The sequence below is a fragment of the Psychrobacillus sp. OK028 genome, from assembly GCF_900103605.1.
Classification (GTDB): domain Bacteria; phylum Bacillota; class Bacilli; order Bacillales_A; family Planococcaceae; genus Psychrobacillus.
In genome coordinates this window covers 533,321-551,673 of record NZ_FNHY01000001.1, presented here as the reverse complement: position 1 = coordinate 551,673, position 18,353 = coordinate 533,321, and the positions used below count along the sequence as shown (strand labels likewise).

At 36.4% G+C, this 18,353-nt stretch carries 19 protein-coding genes; 4 read left to right on the top strand and 15 right to left on the bottom strand.

Features of this window, described 5'->3' with window-relative positions:
• Nucleotides 1-1,023 precede the first annotated feature (1,023 nt).
• Nucleotides 1,024-1,212: a 50S ribosomal protein L28 gene (gene rpmB, locus BLR36_RS02335; protein ID WP_093060029.1), complete on the top strand. Its 189-nt coding sequence runs from the start codon at nt 1,024-1,026 to the stop codon at nt 1,210-1,212.
• A gap of 49 nt (nt 1,213-1,261) precedes the next feature.
• On the opposite strand, the gene spoVM is transcribed toward rpmB, so the two are convergent.
• The 13 genes from spoVM to gmk all read right to left on the bottom strand — a co-directional run bounded on the left by spoVM (nt 1,262) and on the right by gmk (nt 13,733).
• Nucleotides 1,262-1,396, bottom strand: a complete 135-nt coding sequence (gene spoVM, locus BLR36_RS18530; RefSeq protein ID WP_235753847.1) for a stage V sporulation protein SpoVM — start codon at nt 1,394-1,396, stop codon at nt 1,262-1,264.
• Entirely contained in the window at nt 1,369-2,025 is a 657-nt protein-coding gene (locus BLR36_RS02330; protein ID WP_093060027.1) for a thiamine diphosphokinase, read from the bottom strand. The genes spoVM and BLR36_RS02330 overlap by 28 nt, the downstream gene beginning before the upstream one ends.
• Nucleotides 2,022-2,690, bottom strand: a complete 669-nt coding sequence (rpe, locus tag BLR36_RS02325; RefSeq protein ID WP_093060025.1) for a ribulose-phosphate 3-epimerase — start codon at nt 2,688-2,690, stop codon at nt 2,022-2,024. Before rpe ends, BLR36_RS02330 begins: the two co-directional genes overlap by 4 nt.
• 3 nt (nt 2,691-2,693) lie before the next feature.
• Nucleotides 2,694-3,575 carry a ribosome small subunit-dependent GTPase A gene (rsgA, locus tag BLR36_RS02320; RefSeq protein WP_093060023.1) on the bottom strand — a complete coding sequence of 294 codons (882 nt, stop codon included), beginning with the start codon at nt 3,573-3,575 and terminating at the stop codon, nt 2,694-2,696.
• Between the two features lie 23 nt (nt 3,576-3,598).
• Nucleotides 3,599-5,584, bottom strand: coding sequence for a Stk1 family PASTA domain-containing Ser/Thr kinase (pknB, locus tag BLR36_RS02315; RefSeq protein ID WP_093060021.1), 1,986 nt, complete (start codon nt 5,582-5,584; stop codon nt 3,599-3,601).
• A 2-nt stretch (nt 5,585-5,586) separates the two neighbouring features.
• Entirely contained in the window at nt 5,587-6,324 is a 738-nt protein-coding gene (locus BLR36_RS02310) for a Stp1/IreP family PP2C-type Ser/Thr phosphatase (protein WP_093060019.1), read from the bottom strand.
• 40 nt (nt 6,325-6,364) lie between these two features.
• Nucleotides 6,365-7,717 (bottom strand): 16S rRNA (cytosine(967)-C(5))-methyltransferase RsmB, encoded by a 1,353-nt coding sequence (rsmB, locus tag BLR36_RS02305; RefSeq protein WP_093060016.1) that lies wholly within the window; start codon nt 7,715-7,717, stop codon nt 6,365-6,367.
• A complete protein-coding gene (fmt, locus tag BLR36_RS02300) occupies nt 7,714-8,655 on the bottom strand; it encodes a methionyl-tRNA formyltransferase (RefSeq protein WP_093060014.1) in 942 nt (313 codons plus the stop codon). The genes rsmB and fmt overlap by 4 nt, the downstream gene beginning before the upstream one ends.
• Complete coding sequence (def, locus tag BLR36_RS02295) at nt 8,652-9,140, bottom strand: peptide deformylase (protein WP_093060012.1); 489 nt, start codon at nt 9,138-9,140, stop codon at nt 8,652-8,654. Before def ends, fmt begins: the two co-directional genes overlap by 4 nt.
• Before the next feature lie 24 nt (nt 9,141-9,164).
• Nucleotides 9,165-11,576, bottom strand: coding sequence for a primosomal protein N' (priA, locus tag BLR36_RS02290; protein WP_093060010.1), 2,412 nt, complete (start codon nt 11,574-11,576; stop codon nt 9,165-9,167).
• Nucleotides 11,573-12,778 carry a bifunctional phosphopantothenoylcysteine decarboxylase/phosphopantothenate--cysteine ligase CoaBC gene (gene coaBC, locus BLR36_RS02285; protein WP_093060274.1) on the bottom strand — a complete coding sequence of 402 codons (1,206 nt, stop codon included), beginning with the start codon at nt 12,776-12,778 and terminating at the stop codon, nt 11,573-11,575. Before coaBC ends, priA begins: the two co-directional genes overlap by 4 nt.
• 109 nt (nt 12,779-12,887) lie before the next feature.
• Nucleotides 12,888-13,112: a DNA-directed RNA polymerase subunit omega gene (gene rpoZ, locus BLR36_RS02280; RefSeq protein ID WP_093060008.1), complete on the bottom strand. Its 225-nt coding sequence runs from the start codon at nt 13,110-13,112 to the stop codon at nt 12,888-12,890.
• Entirely contained in the window at nt 13,113-13,733 is a 621-nt protein-coding gene (gmk, locus tag BLR36_RS02275) for a guanylate kinase (RefSeq protein WP_093060006.1), read from the bottom strand. It lies immediately after the preceding gene.
• 166 nt (nt 13,734-13,899) lie between these two features.
• Between gmk and BLR36_RS02270 the strand changes: the two genes are divergently transcribed.
• Nucleotides 13,900-15,585, top strand: a complete 1,686-nt coding sequence (locus BLR36_RS02270) for an Rqc2 family fibronectin-binding protein (protein WP_093060004.1) — start codon at nt 13,900-13,902, stop codon at nt 15,583-15,585.
• Between the two features lie 73 nt (nt 15,586-15,658).
• On the opposite strand, the gene BLR36_RS02265 is transcribed toward BLR36_RS02270, so the two are convergent.
• The gene (locus BLR36_RS02265) at nt 15,659-16,009 is read right to left on the bottom strand and encodes a hypothetical protein (RefSeq protein WP_093060002.1); all 351 of its coding nucleotides are present in this window, start codon (nt 16,007-16,009) and stop codon (nt 15,659-15,661) included.
• A 290-nt stretch (nt 16,010-16,299) separates the two neighbouring features.
• On the opposite strand from BLR36_RS02265, the gene BLR36_RS02260 reads away from it, so the two are divergent.
• A complete protein-coding gene (locus tag BLR36_RS02260) occupies nt 16,300-16,572 on the top strand; it encodes an alpha/beta-type small acid-soluble spore protein (protein ID WP_254771308.1) in 273 nt (90 codons plus the stop codon).
• A gap of 228 nt (nt 16,573-16,800) precedes the next feature.
• A complete protein-coding gene (locus BLR36_RS02255) occupies nt 16,801-17,640 on the top strand; it encodes a DUF2892 domain-containing protein (protein WP_093059998.1) in 840 nt (279 codons plus the stop codon).
• A gap of 114 nt (nt 17,641-17,754) precedes the next feature.
• Here the strand turns inward: BLR36_RS02255 and psiE are convergent, their stop codons facing one another.
• A complete protein-coding gene (gene psiE, locus BLR36_RS02250) occupies nt 17,755-18,219 on the bottom strand; it encodes a phosphate-starvation-inducible protein PsiE (protein ID WP_093059996.1) in 465 nt (154 codons plus the stop codon).
• Nucleotides 18,220-18,353: the final 134 nt, after the last annotated feature.

Genomic DNA, 18,353 nt, shown 5'->3' with positions numbered 1-18,353 from the left:
ACGTTTGCTTTCGTCCACTTTTATAACGATTTGGAAATTTGTGTTAGTTAAAAGATGAATGAACTTAAAGAAAAATAAGGCATAATGATACACGGTCCTTTAAGTTCAAGACCTGTTTCTATCGTTTTCGAAGGGCTATAGACAGACATTTTGCTATAAGATTACCGAGGGAATTTTTAGGGATGCTAGTTGGTGGTGACGTTCGTCACCACCAACTAGCATCCCTTTTTCACGGTAATATTATGGCGTTTGCCTATCCTTACCCTCCTATAAATTTTAGAAACAGGGAAGTGCGTTTTTGGCTAACTAGAGAAAAGATAACTTTCCAAATGATTGAGTAAGCTCACGAAGATACAATTTCGTTCGCTATTTCGCTTCTTTATAGGGCAAACACTTACTATTTCACTTTAGAAAAGAAAATCTTCTTTTTTCCCCTATTATTGGATAATAGCATTTTTAATTCATTATCGATTAGAATGAGTTTTGAGCATTTTTTGATACTTAAACTAAACTCTGTATCTCAAGCTATAAGCTGTGCCCAATCTAATTAAGGAGTAGTACTCGATTCGTTGATTGAAGTGAAAGGTGGCGACTTCTGCGGGATGAGTGAGACAGATGAGCTATCACAGCGACGCGATAGCGACGGTGATAGCTCATCGCTCACCCCGCGAAACGCGTCCACCTGAAACGGAAATTAGTAGTATTTTTATTTTTTGAACACATTTTATCAAATCTCTCTAGCGCTTGTCGGGGCATTCTTAGGCGCTTGCGCTTTTCTATGCTGTCTAGCTCCAGACGCCAGCAGCTCGATCACTTCAGACTTGTAGAAAAGGCATAGGACGCCTTTTGCTTCAAGTCTTCCAGTGCTTTTCGCTGCTAAACGGCGTCTTGCGCTTTTCTATGCTGTAAAGGTTTTTTTCTTGATAAGTCTTGCACTTCATTAAGGTCTGTGGTAAATTATTAAAGTATGTGAAATATCGAACTGAAAAATCTTTCAGCTTCTTTTTTAAAGGAGGAAATATAATGCCAAAAGTATGTGCTATCTCTGGGCGTAAAGCTCGTTCGGGTAATGCTCGTTCTCACGCTATGAACTCTACTAAACGTACATGGGGAGCTAACCTTCAAAAAGTACGCATTCTTGTAGATGGTAAACCAAAACGTGTATGGGTTTCTGCGAGAGCTTTAAAATCAGGAAAAATTGAGCGCGTTTAATCGCCCTCGTAATTAATGCCAGGCCGACTAAAGTCGACCTGGCATTTTTTCACTTCTTCTTCTCTTCTTTTTTAAATAGCCGAATACAAACCTTCACAAAACTACTCACGGATTTAGGCAATCTAAATGTGTAGACCTTCACACAATTCCTCCCTTTTAGTCGCTGCTTCTTATCATTAAACATATGCCAGCAGTAAAAGAGATAGTACCTGTTTGAGATTTTAGTTCATTGCTTGTAAATTTAGCATTACCAACTTGAATATATTCCTCCTCTACATTGTACAAAAATCCTTGTAATTTCATATTCTTTACTTGTTCTCCAAAAGAGAAAAAAGAAACATACTTATAATGGCTATCAAAATTAATCGTATGGGTTCCAGACGTTAAAAACTGGATGATGTTTTGATTGTTTTGTATGGCAAACGTAATAGTTGGATTTTCTAATTGAAAACGACATATATCGTGTAATGCAGCCTCGTAATGATCTAGACGTCCACCGGTAACTCCTGTAACGATTACTTTATCAGGTTTATAATCTAAAGCAGTTAGAATTGCAATATGAGTGTCGGTTTCATCCTTGTCCATTTGTAATTCGATTACTTTTTTTATTTTTTTCTTCATAAAGTTTTGCTCTTCCAATGTAAGTGAGTCAAAATCGCCTATAGCTACTTCTGGCAATATTCCTGCTTCTAACAACCATAATGCGCCTCGATCTGCACCTATAAAAATTGCTTCATCTGAATGAAAAGAAAGTTGATTAAAATCAACAACTTCCTTAGACGGTCCACCTGAACAAACTACTACTTGCTTCATTTTGGAACTACACTTAAACCCGCTTCTTTAATGGCCTGTAAAGCTTTTGCTTTATCAGGAGCGTTATAAATTGCAGATCCCGCAACTAAAATAGTAGCTCCTGCTTCTACACAAGGTTTAATCGTTTCTTCATTAATACCACCATCAATCTCAATTTCAATAGATAAATTTTGTTTTTTGATAATATCCGATAATTGTTTTACTTTAGGAACAACAGAGTGTATAAACTTTTGTCCCCCAAATCCAGGGTTAACTGTCATAAAAAGAACCATATCTATATCCTCTAATACATGCTGGATTGTTTCTATCGGGGTATGTGGGTTTAATACAACGCCCGGTTTTACGCCAAATGAACGGATTAATTGAATTGTTCTATGCAGATGCGGACAAGCCTCTACGTGAACAGTAATATAATCTGCTCCTGCCTTAGCAAAAGACTCAATATATTGATCCGCATTTTCTATCATTAAATGAACATCTAAAGGCAATTTTGTAAGTGGGCGTAATGCCTCAACAACAATAGGACCCATTGTGATATTAGGGACAAAATGACCGTCCATTACATCAATATGAATCAGCTCTGCTCCTGCTTTTTCTACTTCTAATACTTCTTCTCCTAGCTTTGAAAAGTCTGCTGCTAATATAGACGGAGCTATTTTCACCATAATTTAGTACCTCGGCTTTCTATCCATAATTTCTTCTAAGAATTGTAAGTAATGCTTGTAGCGATATGCTTTTATTTCACCGGAATCTACCGCTTCTTTTACAGCACATTTTGGTTCTTTCACATGCATACATTCTCGAAACTTACAGTCATTTTGCTTTGCTACAAACTCGGGGAAACACCGGTAAAGTTCTTCTTTTTCCATTAAATCAAACTCAAATGAACTAAAACCAGGTGTATCCGCAAGCAGACCTCCACAAACTTCAATAAGCTCTACATGTCTAGTAGTGTGTTTCCCTCTACCCAATGCATTAGAAATGATACCTGTTTTTAAATCTAACGAGGGAAGGATGGTATTTAATAGAGTGGATTTACCTACCCCCGATTGTCCTGCCAAAACAGTTGTTTTTCCTTCTAATAAGGGAGAAATTTTCTCATCAAATGCAGGGTCATCTTTATATGTCATAAATAACTGATAACCTATTTTTTCGTAATCCTTAATATATTCTCTAATTTTAACTTCAAGTGACTCATCCATCAAATCACTTTTCGTTAAACAAATAATCGGTTCAATATGAAATGATTCTAATACTACTAAAAAACGATCCAACAAGATTGTATTAAAATCAGGCTCCTTTATGGAAAAAACCAAAATAGCTTGATCGATGTTTGCAATAGGCGGTCGAACTAAATTATTTTTCCGTTCATGTATGACGGTAATTGTTCCATCATTGTTTCCTTCTACAGTGTAATCAACAAAGTCCCCTACTAAAGGTGATTCACCTCTGTTTCTAAATACACCTCTTCCACGACATTGAATTACCTCACCATTATCATAGACATAATAAAAACCACTTAATGCTTTTCTAATTTGACCTGTTGGCATCCGACTCCTCCTTATTCTCTTACTTAATACGGAATTGTTTCTTCTATAATTACTTTTGAGTTTACCTCGATACGATATGCTGCTTTTTCGCCTTCACTAATTTCTAATTTCAATTGTTTGACAACCGTTTCAGTTAAGACAAATTCTTCAACAGGCTCTAACATTGTACGAGTTTTATCTTGAATGTAAATTCGGACTACTTGCTTCTCTACTACAGGTTGCTCGTTGTTGTTCTCTTCCTCATTATTACCGTCTTCCCCTTCTCCTTCATCCACTACAGGAGGTTCATAGGGAATCGTAACAGATTTCACTACAAATTTAGTATCCTTGGCCTTTGGACCATCCGAAAGAGTTACATCGATTGTGCTTCCAGGACTTACTTTTGCATTTGGTTTTGGTGATTGCTCTATTACGTTACCTTTTGGTATAGAGTCGGAATTCCGTCTATTCGCCACCCTAATTTTAAATCCAGATGATTTTTCATAATCACTTAAAGCTTTTTCGTTCCAATCAGTCAAATCACTAACCGTACGTAAGTCTGGACCTTTACTGACAGTTAAAAGAATATCTGTCTCATCTGGAATAACCTCTTCGCCAACAGCCGGTGTTTGCCCGATTATAGTTCCTCTTGGCTGATCATCAAATTTTTCTTCGGTCTGGATATTGAAATTTTGTAACAATATTTTTACTTGATCAATATCTTTGCCGACATAATTTTCAAGGACATAGGATTCTTTTCCGGACGATACAAATAAATGAATTTCACTATTTTTATCGCGTAATTTACCCGCTTCGGGAGTCGTCCGAATTATTTTATTTTCTTCTACTTCGTCTGAAACTTCTAAAGTCTTATCGCCTATCGTAAACCCTTCTGACTCTAATTGTTCAATAGCCTCTTCTAGTTCTAAGTTAGAAACATCTGGAACTGAAATTTTATCTGCTTTAAACAAACCTGGAAATAGAACGAACATCAACAGTATTAAAAGGAGAATTCCAGCTAATATCCCACCGACTATTTTCCACTTTTTGTTCTTACTTTTTGGCTTTACTGGTTTTGCAACCTTTTTCGATGGCGCCATTTTTTTCGTGTCTGAAACCTCATTAAACGATACAGGCTCTTTAATAACTGGTAAGACCTTCGTTGCATCATCATCAATAGCAACTACGAATTTTTCTTCTTCAGCTCTTTCTGGTGACAGGGCAGTTGCTAAATCTGCTTCCATTTCCTCTGCAGAACGATATCTGTCTTTTGGATTCTTCGCTGTAGCTTTCAAAACAACATTTTCAATGCTTTGCGGAATAGAAGGGATAATTTTCCGTATGGACGGAGTTTCTGTTTGTAAATGCTTTAATGCAATGGATACAGCGGACTCCCCTGAAAATGGAAGTTGTCCAGTTAGTAGCTCAAACAAAACAATTCCCAAGGCATATACATCTGACTGCTTAGTTGCAGTACCACCGCGGGCTTGTTCGGGTGAAAGATAATGTACTGTACCTAATACAGAATTTGTCTGCGTATAGGAAGTTGCACTTAGTGCCATTGCAATACCAAAATCAGTTACCTTAACATTTTCCTCTTCATCCAAAAGGATGTTCTGCGGCTTTATGTCCCGATGGATAATGTGATTATTATGAGCTGTAGAAATAGCTGAAGTCAGCTGCTTCATAAGCATTACAGATTTCATAGGAGAAACCGGTGCATTCAGCAATATGTATTCTTTTAACGTTTTACCCTTTACAAATTCCATGACAATATAGTGAATATCCTCATCTTCTCCAACATCATAAATATTCACAATATTTGGATGTGTAAGGCTAGTTGCAGAAAGGGCCTCACGCTGGAATCGACGGTGTAATTCTTCTTCATTAGCAAAATCATAACGTAACACTTTTATCGCTACGTCACGATCTAAAATCATATCATGTGCCAAATAAACATTGGACATGCCGCCTCCACCTATCATTTCAAGCAATTTATATCTTCCACTTATTCGTTTACCTATCAGCATCCTTACACCTCCTCGTCATTGTTTGATAATAGGATTAAAGAAATATTATCTTCTCCACCTAATCTATTTGCTTCCTCCACTAAATCCTGTCCTTTTTCTTCCATCGTCTTATTGGAGTATAAAAGTGTTTGCATAAATGATTCACTAATCTTATTGCTTAAGCCGTCTGTACAAAAAAGTAAATAAGAATTTGGCAGTAAGACTATTTCATAAAAGTCTGGTTGTATTGTTTGTTCCGTTCCAATCGCTTTCATTAATACGTTTTTATTGGGATGGGTCTTTGCTTGTTCCTCACTTATTTCTCCAGAATCAATGAGAACATTAACATATGAATGATCCCGTGTTATTTGATAAACTTGCTCAGGTGATATCAAATATACGCGACTATCCCCTACATGAGCTATAGTTCCTTGATGTTTCTCAAACAAACCCGCAATAAGCGTAGTTCCCATACCTGCACAATCTGCACTCATTTTGGATTTTCTGCTTACGGTTTGATTGATGGATTGAAATGTATAAGTTAACCAATCTCTCGCTTTAACGATAAAAGGATTGAAAGCAGCAAAATACTTTTTAAATTCTGTAACCGCAAGCTCACTAGCAACATCGCCCGCGTTATGTCCACCCATACCATCTGCAATAACAGCTAATAACCTGCCGTCCTCTCGCAAAAAAACCTCAGCCCTATCTTCATTCACCGTTCTTTTCATACCTACATCCGTCTTCACAACAAACTTCATCTTATCATTCACCTCTTTTGAATTTGGCAAAGAGTGATCTCTATTTCTTTTTTTGAAATAGAGCTACATAAAATCCATCACTGCGTAAATCTTGTGGGAAAATTTGAAGTGTTCCTTCTTTTTCCTGTTTTTTTATACGTTTAATAACGTCTGGAAAATTTCCGAGTTCCATATCAAGATGTGCATTTAGAAATAGCTGAGTTGTTCCTTCGTTTTCTTCTAAATCGACTGTGCAAGTACTATAGACCATTAATCCACCTGGTTTTAAAAGTTTATATGCTTCTTCAAGTAAATTCATTTGAATTGGTTTAAGGGAATCAAAATCTTTTTCCTGTTTTGTATACTTAATATCCGGCTTACGTTTCATGACGCCCAGTCCACTACATGGTGCATCAATTAGAATTCGATCAAATGATTGTTCTGCATAATTTTCACTAGCTTTTCTGCCATCCATCTCCACTGTTTTGATAAAACTAAAGCCTAAACGCTCTGCATTTTCTCTTACTAGCTTTAATTTATGCTGATGAATATCCATTGCCACAAGTTTTCCTGTGTTTTTCATCTTTTCGGCAATATGAGTTGTTTTGCCACCGGGTGCCGAGCACATATCAAGAACAGTCATTCCTGGTTCTGGCTGGAGTACATAAGCAGGTATCATTGAACTTTCATCTTGAATTGTTACAAAGCCTTGCTGATATGCTGTTGTTTTAGCTGCCTGTCCATTAAACAAATAGATACACTCTGGTATAATTTCGCTTTTAGCTACAATATATCCTTCTTGAGTCATTAGATGCATTACTTGATCAACCGTACGCTTAAATAAGTTAACTCGAAGCGTCGTTACAGGTGGTTCATTATTTTCCTTCAGCATTTTCTCAGTTGTTTCAAAACCATATTGTGATATGAAACGCTTTACCATCCAAAGAGGGTGACTTGTTTCGACCGATAGTCGTTCTTCTCTATCTTTAATTTCTTCAGTAGAACGGACACCTTCTCTTAAAATAGACCGTAAAATTCCGTTAACTGCCGAGGCAATTCCTTTATGTCCTCTTCTTTTAGCGATTTCCACCGCTTCGTTGACAGCAGCATGATCTGGAATACGCGATAAATAATGGATTTGATAAAGAGATAGGCGTAGTAATTGTTTAACCCAATCATCTAATTTCCCTTTTATAAACGGTTGCAAATAGTAATCTAGCGTCATTTTATATTGAAGCGTGCCATAAGTTAGTTCAGTAAGTAAAGCACGGTCTTTTGGGTCAATCGTATATTTTTCAATCGTTTGATGTAACAGTAAGTTACTATATGCTTGTTGCTTTTCAACAGCCATTAATATAGTTAGTGCAGCATCTCGAACATTACCTGTCCAAATCTTTTCGCTTTTTTTTGTCATTCAAACATATCTCCTATTCGCATTTTCGAACCTACGCCGCGCAAATAATCTTCTGCGGACATTTTCTTTTTGCCAGCTGGCTGTAACTCATTAATGCGAATTGCTTCTGACTGTCCAGTTTGTACAACGAAATAATCTGACTCAATTTTCACAACTGTTCCAGGTTTTTCATTTGTTTGAATGGTAGTCGTATCCGCTTTCCAAATCTTCACGACTTGCCCATCTAAAGTTGTATATGCTACTGGCCAAGGGTGAAGCCCACGAATTTGATTGTGCAATTGCAATGCTGAATTACTCCAATCTATTCTCTCTTGTTCGCGTGAAATGTTTTTAGCGAAAGTTACTCGACTGTCATCCTGTTTAGTACGATTATTCGTTTTAGCAATAATCGAAGGCAATGTCTCTTTAAGTAACTGTGAACCTACCTCACTCAGTTTTTCAAATAACAATCCAGTATCATCTGTATGGGCAATAGAAATCTCGCTCTGAGATATAATATCGCCAGCGTCTAATTTCTCTTCCATATACATGATAGTTACACCAGTTTTACTTTGACCATCTATTATTGCTTGATGAATAGGCGCACCGCCACGATAAGCAGGTAGTAAAGATGCATGTACATTAATACAGCCAAGCTCAGGAACTTCGAGAAGTTCCTTTGGAAGTATTTGACCGAACGCAGCCGTAATGATTAAATCTGGCTTCAACGCGATAATTTGATCAAGCTCATCCGAACCCCTTAATTTATTTGGCTGGATAACTGGCAGACCTAGTTGAATTGCTTCTTCTTTTACAGGAGGTGCGGTTAATACTTTCTTTCTTCCTACTGGACGATCTGGCTGAGTAACGACAGCCATTACTTGATAGCCTTCTTCTACTAACATTCTTAAGATAGGCGCAGAGAATGCTGGAGTCCCCATGAAGATTATAGATGTCATACTTCTTCCACCTCGTTTTCAAGTTCGTCCAATTCTACATATCGAATAATCTTGGACGTAAATAAAACACCATGTAAATGATCGATTTCATGTAAAATAGCTCTTGCTTCATAATCCTCTGCTTGCAATTCATATAAAGCTCCTGATCTATCCTGTGCTTCTACTTTCACATAAAATGGACGCTCTACTTCTCCATAAACATCGGGAAAACTTAAACACCCTTCTACTTCTATTTCGGAACCACCAATTTCCACTACCTCTGGATTGATTAGTTCAATAATATCCTGACCTTCTCCTAAATCAACGATTGCCGCTTGAATAGTTTCTCCGACCTGTGGTGCAGCTATTCCGATTCCATCAGAAGCGACCATTGTATCGTACATATCGTCTAGGAGCTCAGCAAGCTTGTTATCAAATTTAGTAACTTCTTCACATTTCTTTAATAGTACATCATTTGGATGTGTAATAATTGGACGTATTGCCATTTCTTTTTCCTCTTTTCAAACACCTTATAAAATGGTGGATGGATCCAAATCAATTGTTAAGATGACTCCTTTTTTTATCCACTCGGTTCGGTATATTTTTATTAATTGTTGAAGTTTTTCCACAAGTATTGGTTCTTTTTTGTATTTTATCAAACATTGGTAACGATATCTATTTTGTATTTTACTGATTGCACTTGAAGTTGGTCCTATTACCATTGTTGTTGATGACAAATTTGCTCGTAACCAATCAGTCGCTAGTTTTGCATATTCCGAGGCTAACATGACATTTTCATGCGTTACCTGAACAAGCGTTAAATAGTAGAAAGGTGGATATTCGAACTGTTTTCGAACGAGCATTTCTTTTTTATAAAAAGGCTCGTATAACTGTGATTTTGAATATTCAATAGCATAATGCTCCGGTGTATAAGTTTGAATGTACACCTGGCCTTCTTTATCATGTCTACCAGCTCTTCCACTAACCTGTGTCATAAGCTGAAATGTTTTTTCGGCTGCTCTAAAATCAGCTAAGTGTAAAGTGGTATCCGCATTTAACACTCCAACAAGTGTAATGTTTGGGAAATCTAGTCCTTTTGCAATCATCTGCGTTCCAAGTAAAATATCTGCTTCTCCATCTCCGAATTGTTTTAAAATTCGTTCATGGGAACCCTTTGTTCTAGTCGTATCTACGTCCATTCGGAGAACTCGTGCATAAGGAAATAATTTAGTGATCTCCTCTTCCACTTTTTGCGTACCTGTTCCGAAAAAGCGAATATGCTCGCTGGCACATTCCGGACATTGCTTCGGCACGTGCTCTTCATGTCCACAATAATGGCACTTTAGCTGCTCCCCTTCACGATGATAGGTTAGTGAAATATCACAATTATCACATTCAACTACTGTTCCACAGTCTCTGCAGAGTACAAAGGATGAAAATCCTCTCTTATTTAAGAATAGAACAATTTGTTCTTTCTTCTCTAACTTTTCTCTGACTGCATCCGCAAGCTCAACACTAAACATAGATCGGTTTCCATTTTTCAACTCCGCACGCATATCTACAACACTTACGACTGGCAAAGATTGTTCTTTCGCACGCATATTTAATGTCAATAAACTGTAAACACCCTTAGAAGCTCGTGCATATGATTCAAGAGAAGGGGTTGCACTTCCTAATATAACTGGACACCCGTGAAAGTTACTTCTCCAAATTGCTACGTCTCTCGCATGATACCTTGGAGTATCTTCTTGCTTATAAGTAGACTCATGCTCCTCGTCTAAAATAATTAAACCCAGATCTTTAAAAGGTGCGAATATTGCTGATCTTGCTCCTACAACAACCTTGACCTCACCACGCCAAATTTTACGCCATTCATCAAACTTTTCACCTACGGATAATCCACTATGCATTACAGCTACTTGATCGTCAAAGCGCAATTTAAATCTTCTGGTCATTTGCGGGGTCAATGATATTTCAGGTACAAGCATTATCGCTTGTTTGCCTTCATTGATTGATTTTTCAATAGCATTCAGATAAATCTCTGTTTTCCCACTTCCGGTAATACCGTGTAAAAGAAAAGTAGTTGGTTGGTTAATATCCTGAGCATTATTTATTTTTGTTAAAGCTTCCTGTTGTTCATTTGTCAACTTAAATCTATAATCATGATCGTTATACTCTAAACTGCTTATTTCCCTATATATTTCTTTATGTGCTTTTTCTAAAATTCCTTTATCGATTAATGCATTAACCGTATGATTATTTGTTTGTGCAAAATCTTTCAGTTCACCCATTGTAAAGGAAGCTTGCTCTTGCATTAATAGCCATTCGATTAACTCTCTTTGTTTAACCGCATTTTTCGGAAGTTCACTTAGTTTCGTAAGAACTAATTCTTTATTCTCCACGATACGATATTTGGTTATCGTTTTTACTTTGCCCTGTTGCTTAATAACCGTATCTAATTGAAAGTTACCTTGATCTAAATACTTTTTCATCTGTCTCAATAAGCCGGCTTTTTCAAAAATATCGTATGAAATAGTTTCTTTAGAACCAAATAATGCTAAAGATTCTTTATCTACTCCATCCCGCTCTACAAGCCGAATTTCTTTTTTATACGAAGCACGAAGAGCAGCAGGAAGCATCACTTGCAGTGCATCTATTTCATAACATAAAGTTTTATTGGTCATCCACTTAGAAAGCTGTAATAATTCCTCCGTTATGACGGGCTCTACGTCGATTATAGAAATTATTTCTTTTAGTTTGGACACATCTAAATCAGAGTGGTCTTTTATATTTGTTATAAATCCCTGAACTTTTCTATTACCAAAAGGTACATGTACACGACTTCCCCGTTCTATCACCGTCTCTAATACTTCAGGAACTATATAATCGAAAGGACGATCAATAGGATAAGCTGCTACATCTACGATTACTTCTACTATCATTTGGCATCATCTTTCTCCAATTGAATAATCGTTTGCAGTAATTGTAGTGCAAGCTCCTTCTTGCTTAGATGCGGAAAATACTGTTCCATACTTTTACCAACTAACGTAACTGCATTTGTATCTGTCCCAAAACCTGAACCTGCTTCCGTCACATCATTGGCAATAATATAATCTGCATTTTTCTTTTGCAGTTTGCCTTTAGCATAATGGATCACATCATTTGTTTCTGCTGCAAAGCCTATTAACAATTGGTCTTTTTTTCGTTTACCTAGTTCCATAAGAATATCAGAAGTTCTTTCAAGTGCGATTACTGAATCGCCCGGTTTCTTTTTCATCTTTTGTGCATGTACCTCTTTTGGTCTATAATCTGCAACAGCTGCAGTTTTTATAACAATAGAAGCAGTATCAAAATGAAGCAACACAGCATCTAGCATTTCCTGTGCACTTTCAACATTCACAAGTTTTACGTTTGCTGGTGCACTCAAACTGACAGGACCAGATATCAATATAGTTTCTGCTCCTAGAGTTGCTGCAGCCTCAGCCATAGCATACCCCATCTTCCCACTAGAAAAATTTGTTAAAAATCGAACTGGATCAATTCTCTCTCTAGTTGGTCCTGCAGTAACGACAACTTTTTTTCCTTTTAAAGGTTGCTCTTTCGGCACAAAATATGCCTCGACTAACTGAACTATTTTTTCCGGTTCTTCTAATCGACCTTTTCCAACATATCCACATGCTAAAAAACCTTCAGAAGGCTGGATAAAATGATAACCGTCACTTGAAAGCTGAGCAATATTGCGAATTACAGCAGCATTATCATACATATGTACATTCATCGCAGGTGCTATCCACACTTCTGCAGTTGTTGCAAGTAAAGTAGTCGTAACCATATCATCCGCAATACCATTTGCTAACTTACCAATTACATTAGCCGTTGCGGGTGCTACGAGTACAAGATCAGCCCAGTCGGCTAAATCAATATGTGCAATTACGCTTGAGTCCTTTTCATCAAATGTATCAAAATATACATCATTTCTAGACATAGCCTGAAAGCTTAACGGTTGCACAAATTCCATCGCTGATTTTGTCATCATTACTTTTACAGTTGCTCCTGCTTGTGACAATTTACTTACTAATGCAACAGCTTTATAAACCGCAATCCCACCAGTAACACATACAAGAATTTTTTTAGAAGTTAACATCATGAATTCTCCCCTCTAAACAACAACCTCCCAAAGAAACGTATATTCTTTGGGAGGTTGTTGTTTAATCCGCAGCTTATCGAGACATTTACTTGCGTATTGTTTATTTTTATACTTCGTCATCATAAACTACAGTATCACTTGATGATAATATAGTTAGTTCACCTGCAGCAACTTCCTCTAAAGCTCTTCCTACTTTTTTATAGGACACATATGAAGTTAGACGTTCTCCGCCTTCTTCTTGTAACTGTCGAGCCCGTTTAGAAGCTACCGTCACTAATGAATATTTTGAATCAATTTGGGTTTTTAATGAATCTACAGATGGATATAACATTTAAATTTCTCCTTCCAGCATAGCTGAATATCTTTTTTCTACACGTTCGCGCCGGCAATGTTCGGCTACTACAATTGCATTAATCTTCGCGCATGCTTTAGGGACTTCATCGTTCTCTACAACATAATCATATAAATGCATCATTTCGAGTTCTTGTCGTGCGGCTCTAATCCTTGAATTAATAACATCTTCCGTTTCCGTTCCTCTACCAATAAGTCTTTGTTCAAGCTCTGATAAGCTTGGAGGCGCAAGAAAAATAAACAAAGCTTCTGGAGCTTTTTCACGAACAAGTGCCGCTCCTTGGACTTCAATTTCTAAAAACACATCTCGTCCAGAATCTAACGTAGCATTCACATAGTCGATAGGTGTCCCATAGTAATTTCCTACATACGATGCATACTCTAACAATTTACCTTCTTCAATCAGCTGTTCAAACTCTGCTGTTTGTTTAAAGAAATAATCTACCCCGTCCACTTCACCTTCACGTGGACTTCTAGTGGTCATAGATATAGAATACTCATAGTTTGTACCCGGTTCTGAAAATAATTCTTTTCTCACAGTCCCTTTACCAACTCCAGATGGACCTGATAAAACGATCAATATACCTTTTTCTCTTCGCATAACGTCTCCTTCAAATCCAGTCATACTACTGCGACATTAACAATTACATACTTAACTGATTATAACACAATTCCTGTTGAAAATGATAAGATATATATGAAAAGTGCAAGCGTATAGTAGACAACAGTCGATAAATACAAAATAATGTTTTGAAAGAGGATTACTTATGGCTTTTGATGGTTTATTTACAATTTCAATGACAACTGAATTACAACAACTCGTGACAGGTCGTATTTCTAAAATACACCAACCTAACGCTCAAGAAATATTAATGCATATAAGAGCACAGGGTAAAAATTACAAACTATTGTTCTCTGTACATTCATCCTACTCACGTGTACAAATTACAAATGAAACAATCGATAATCCAGCACAACCTCCGCTTTTTTGCATGGTGCTTCGTAAACATTTAGAGGGCGGGATTATTACAGGCATACATCAGCACAAAAGCGATCGTATTATAATTTTCCAAATACAGAGTAAAAATGAGATTGGCGATGATATTACTCGTGAAATTCATATGGAGGTAATGGGACGTCACAGTAATTTACTTTTAGTCGACCCAACTCGAAATCTGATTTTAGAAAGTATTAAACATTTATCACCATCCATGAATAGCTATCGTACCATTTTACCCGGGCAGCCATATATCGCACCACCTTCCCAAAATAAACTCGATCCACTTGAAATCTCTGATAGCTTAATTGGAATTCTACAATCAGCCAATGATCCTAAAGAAATTATAGATCAAATTTCTGGATTTTCTCCACTACACGCAAAGGAATTAATATATAGATTTCAAATTTCTAATAATAGAGTGGAAATCTATAAAGAATTTATGCAGGAGTTTAAGCAAGGTGGCTCTTCAAAGCAAATTGTAGAAGTAAACGGGAAGACCTTCTACTCCCCAAATGCATTAACACATTTAGAAGGCGACAAATTTAATGAAGAAAGCCTAGGTAATTTACTGGACCGCGTATATTTTGCGAAGGCAGAACGCGATCGTGTGAAGCAACAGGCTGGAGATTTAGAAAGATGGCTTCAAAATGAATTAAACAAATTGAAGTTAAAAATGAAAAAACTGAAAAAAGACTTTGAGCAAGCTGAAAACCTGGATACTTATCAACTTTTTGGTGAGCTATTAATGGCAAATGCCCACGCAGTTGAAAAAGGTTTGAAAGAAATAGAGCTTGTTAATTATTATGATGAAAATGAAAAAACAGTTGTGATTCCGTTAGATAGTAGAAAAACAGCTACACAAAATGCACAAAAATATTATAGTCGTTACACTAAAGCCAAAAATGCACTATTAAAAATAGAGCAGCAATTTAAAATAACCAATGAGGATATTGCCTATTTCGAATTGTTACATCAACAAGTAATGCAAGCCTCTCCAACAGATATTGAAGAGATCCGAGAAGAATTAATGGAGCAAGGCTTACTTAAAATGCGTTCTTCGAAAAAGAAGAAAAAACCGGTAAAACCAACACCAGAAAAATATATTGCATCCGATGGAACCGAGATTTCAGTCGGCAAAAACAATAAACAGAATGATTTTGTAACCTTTAAATTGGCTCGTAAAACAGATACATGGCTTCATACGAAGGATATACCAGGTTCGCATGTAGTTATACATTCAGAAAACCCTTCGGAAACTGCACTTTTAGAAGCGGCGAATCTTGCTGCATATTTTAGTAAGGCACGTGAATCATCCTCTGTACCTGTAGATTATACGGTAGTAAAACAAGTGAAGAAACCGAATGGTGCAAAACCAGGGTTTGTTATTTATTTTGAACAAACTACTCTTTTTGTCACTCCGGATGAAGAGAAGATTAGACATATGAATAGATAGGAATTCCTTAGCGAGAGATGATTTGTTTGCTTTGGATTGCATATTTGCTACAGGTCAGATGGGAGTAAAGAAATTACTTCCATCTGACCTGTTCTTTCTTTACATGCACTAATTTTAATGATTTCCGTATAACCATAATTCCTCTTTTAAATAATTTTGTGTTTTCTACAACCTCAATGATGATCGCTTCTAACAAAGCGATACTGAATACAATAAGAAGTAAAATAATAGCAATCTTATCGAAAATGTGATCGAAAGAACTGTAGTTTAGTTTAATATAAAAAAAGATTAAACCTGAACCCAAAGAAAACACCGGTATATATTTTATAAACTTTTTGGATACCTTTTTACCTAAATAATAGGTAATACAAGAGATTAGACACATTAAAATAAAACAAACAAGCATCGCAATTTTAAAGCTCATATGAGCACCTCTTTCATAATATTAGACCCCAAATAATTATTAATTAATATATTCTTGTAATTAGATATATAACACTTTAAATAGCTTTTCATCTAGAATATTACAAGTTTAACCAATTTAATAAAGGTTTAGTCTAGATAGCAAGTTTCAGTATATTCCATATAAAATTCTGCTTCAATCTAGTGAAAATATAACTTTAACAACTCCATTATCGAATGTGATTTTGTCGTAAAAAGGGGAGTAATGTTTCATTTTGCGGAAAGACTATGCATGGAAGGAGTGAAAAAAAAGTGGTCAATAAAAATAAGACTTTAGTACCTTCTGCTCGTGAAGAATTAGACAAATTAAAGGTACGGGTAATGAAAGAGCAAGGATATGATGTAAAAAGTAATAATCCGGATGATGTAAAATACGAAATTGCAGAGGAATTAAGTATTCCCTTGACAAAGGGGTATAATGGAAAGCTCACTTCAGAGCAAGCAGGAAAAATTGGCGGACCGATAGGCGGCAGTATGGTGAAAGAAATGATCAGAATGGCTCAAGAACAAATGATGAAAAAGTGACTATTCCGCTATATTTCTTCTGACTTTTTCCCACATATAAGCGCCCTTGGCACCCAAAATAATACGGATATAAAACGAATGATTGGGGATTATAAACACGAAATGGCTGAACATGAGGTTGTTTGTACGGAAAATTCCTTTTGCACAATTTACCCCATTGTCTTCCATTCATCCTTTGTAGTATTTCCCACCACAGCAAGAACAATATTGATTAGGAGGTTCTCACAGATGACACATAACCAAGAAAATTTAAGTCCTAGGACTGCATACGCCCGCTTCATGTTAGGCTCAATAATGACCGCTTACGGTACCATACAACTTTTACGTGAACCCAAAAGCAGAAGCGGGAAAATGCTTATTTTACTTGGATCCATGAAAGCAGCGGAAGGAGCAACTAAGTTTTGCCCGAGGAAATCCATGAGTACAATTGTGGAAAATTTGATGAGTCAAAACGCAAATCCGAGTACACAGTTAATGTCCAGTATGGCAATGAATAGCGGAACTCAATCCGGACAAAACACCTCAAGTAGCAGTACTGGACAAACGAACGGAAACATTATGCAAATGGTTGGAAATATTGCACAAAAACTAACTGGCGGGAATTCGGCTCAAAGTATGGGAAGTAATCAAAATAGCAGCGGGGCTGGACAAAATTCTATGGGTAACAGTGCTCAAACAATCGGTAGCATCGCACAAACGGTGGCACCACAAGTGAGTCAAATAGTAAAGGATGTAGCAGGTTTGGCAGGTTCACAAAATGCCTCAGGGACGAATAATGCCGCTAAACAACCCACTGCAACGAGCGGACAAACCAATAACAATGCAGGAACAAATGGAAATGCTAATAAGAAAGATGCTTCTGCAAATAATGAAAATGCGAAATCCGCTTCAAATGCGAATAGCAAGAACAAGCAAACTACTTCTGCAAAAGGTAACAACACGGCAAACTCAGGCACAAAACCTATGGTAGACGGTACAGCTAATAATTCAAATTTAGATTCATCGGCAATAGCTGCAATTTCTAAATCTGGTCAAAAAAATACATCTACAACTAATATTCTCCACTAACAGTAAGATATGCGGATGCAAAAAAGTGACGGCATATAAGTAACTGATAATAAAAATGTGCTGCATACTAGTCGATTAATTTTCCGATTAGTATGAGCACGTTTTTTTATTACTTTAATTCACTGTATTATTTCGTACTTTTTTAAAAAAATAAGGACGATTTGGTCTTTCAAGCGGTGTAATGTTCATAATGAAATAGCCAACAATTAATATAAGAATTACCAAAGAATAAATTAAAGTATCTATGGGATGATCATGCTCGACGATAATTAGGCGAATCATTGCAGTAATTCCTACATATAAAAAATACCTGAGTGGAAAATGATAGTCTTCCTTAAAATATTTAACAATCATCGTAATGAACTCAAAATATAAAAAGAAAATAAGGATATTTGCAAGGAATTGTTGATAATCAGCAGCTCCAACAGTTATCAAAATTTTTAAAAATACAGTTAACTCTTTAATAAGCAAAAAGGATAAAATGAACGCTAACAGAACTAGACAGAAATTCAGAAACATTTGCAATACCTTAGGGATAATCGTTAAAACTATAGAAAATTCTTTTTTAAACTTTTCCATTTAAATCCCCCATTTCGAATATTCACTTCCTTGTTGCACATATCCTTTCTACTAAAATAGATTCCTCCTCCAATCGAGTATTTTAAAAGATTAAGGTATCGTTTAGAAAATCATAAACTGGAAAACGCTTCCAA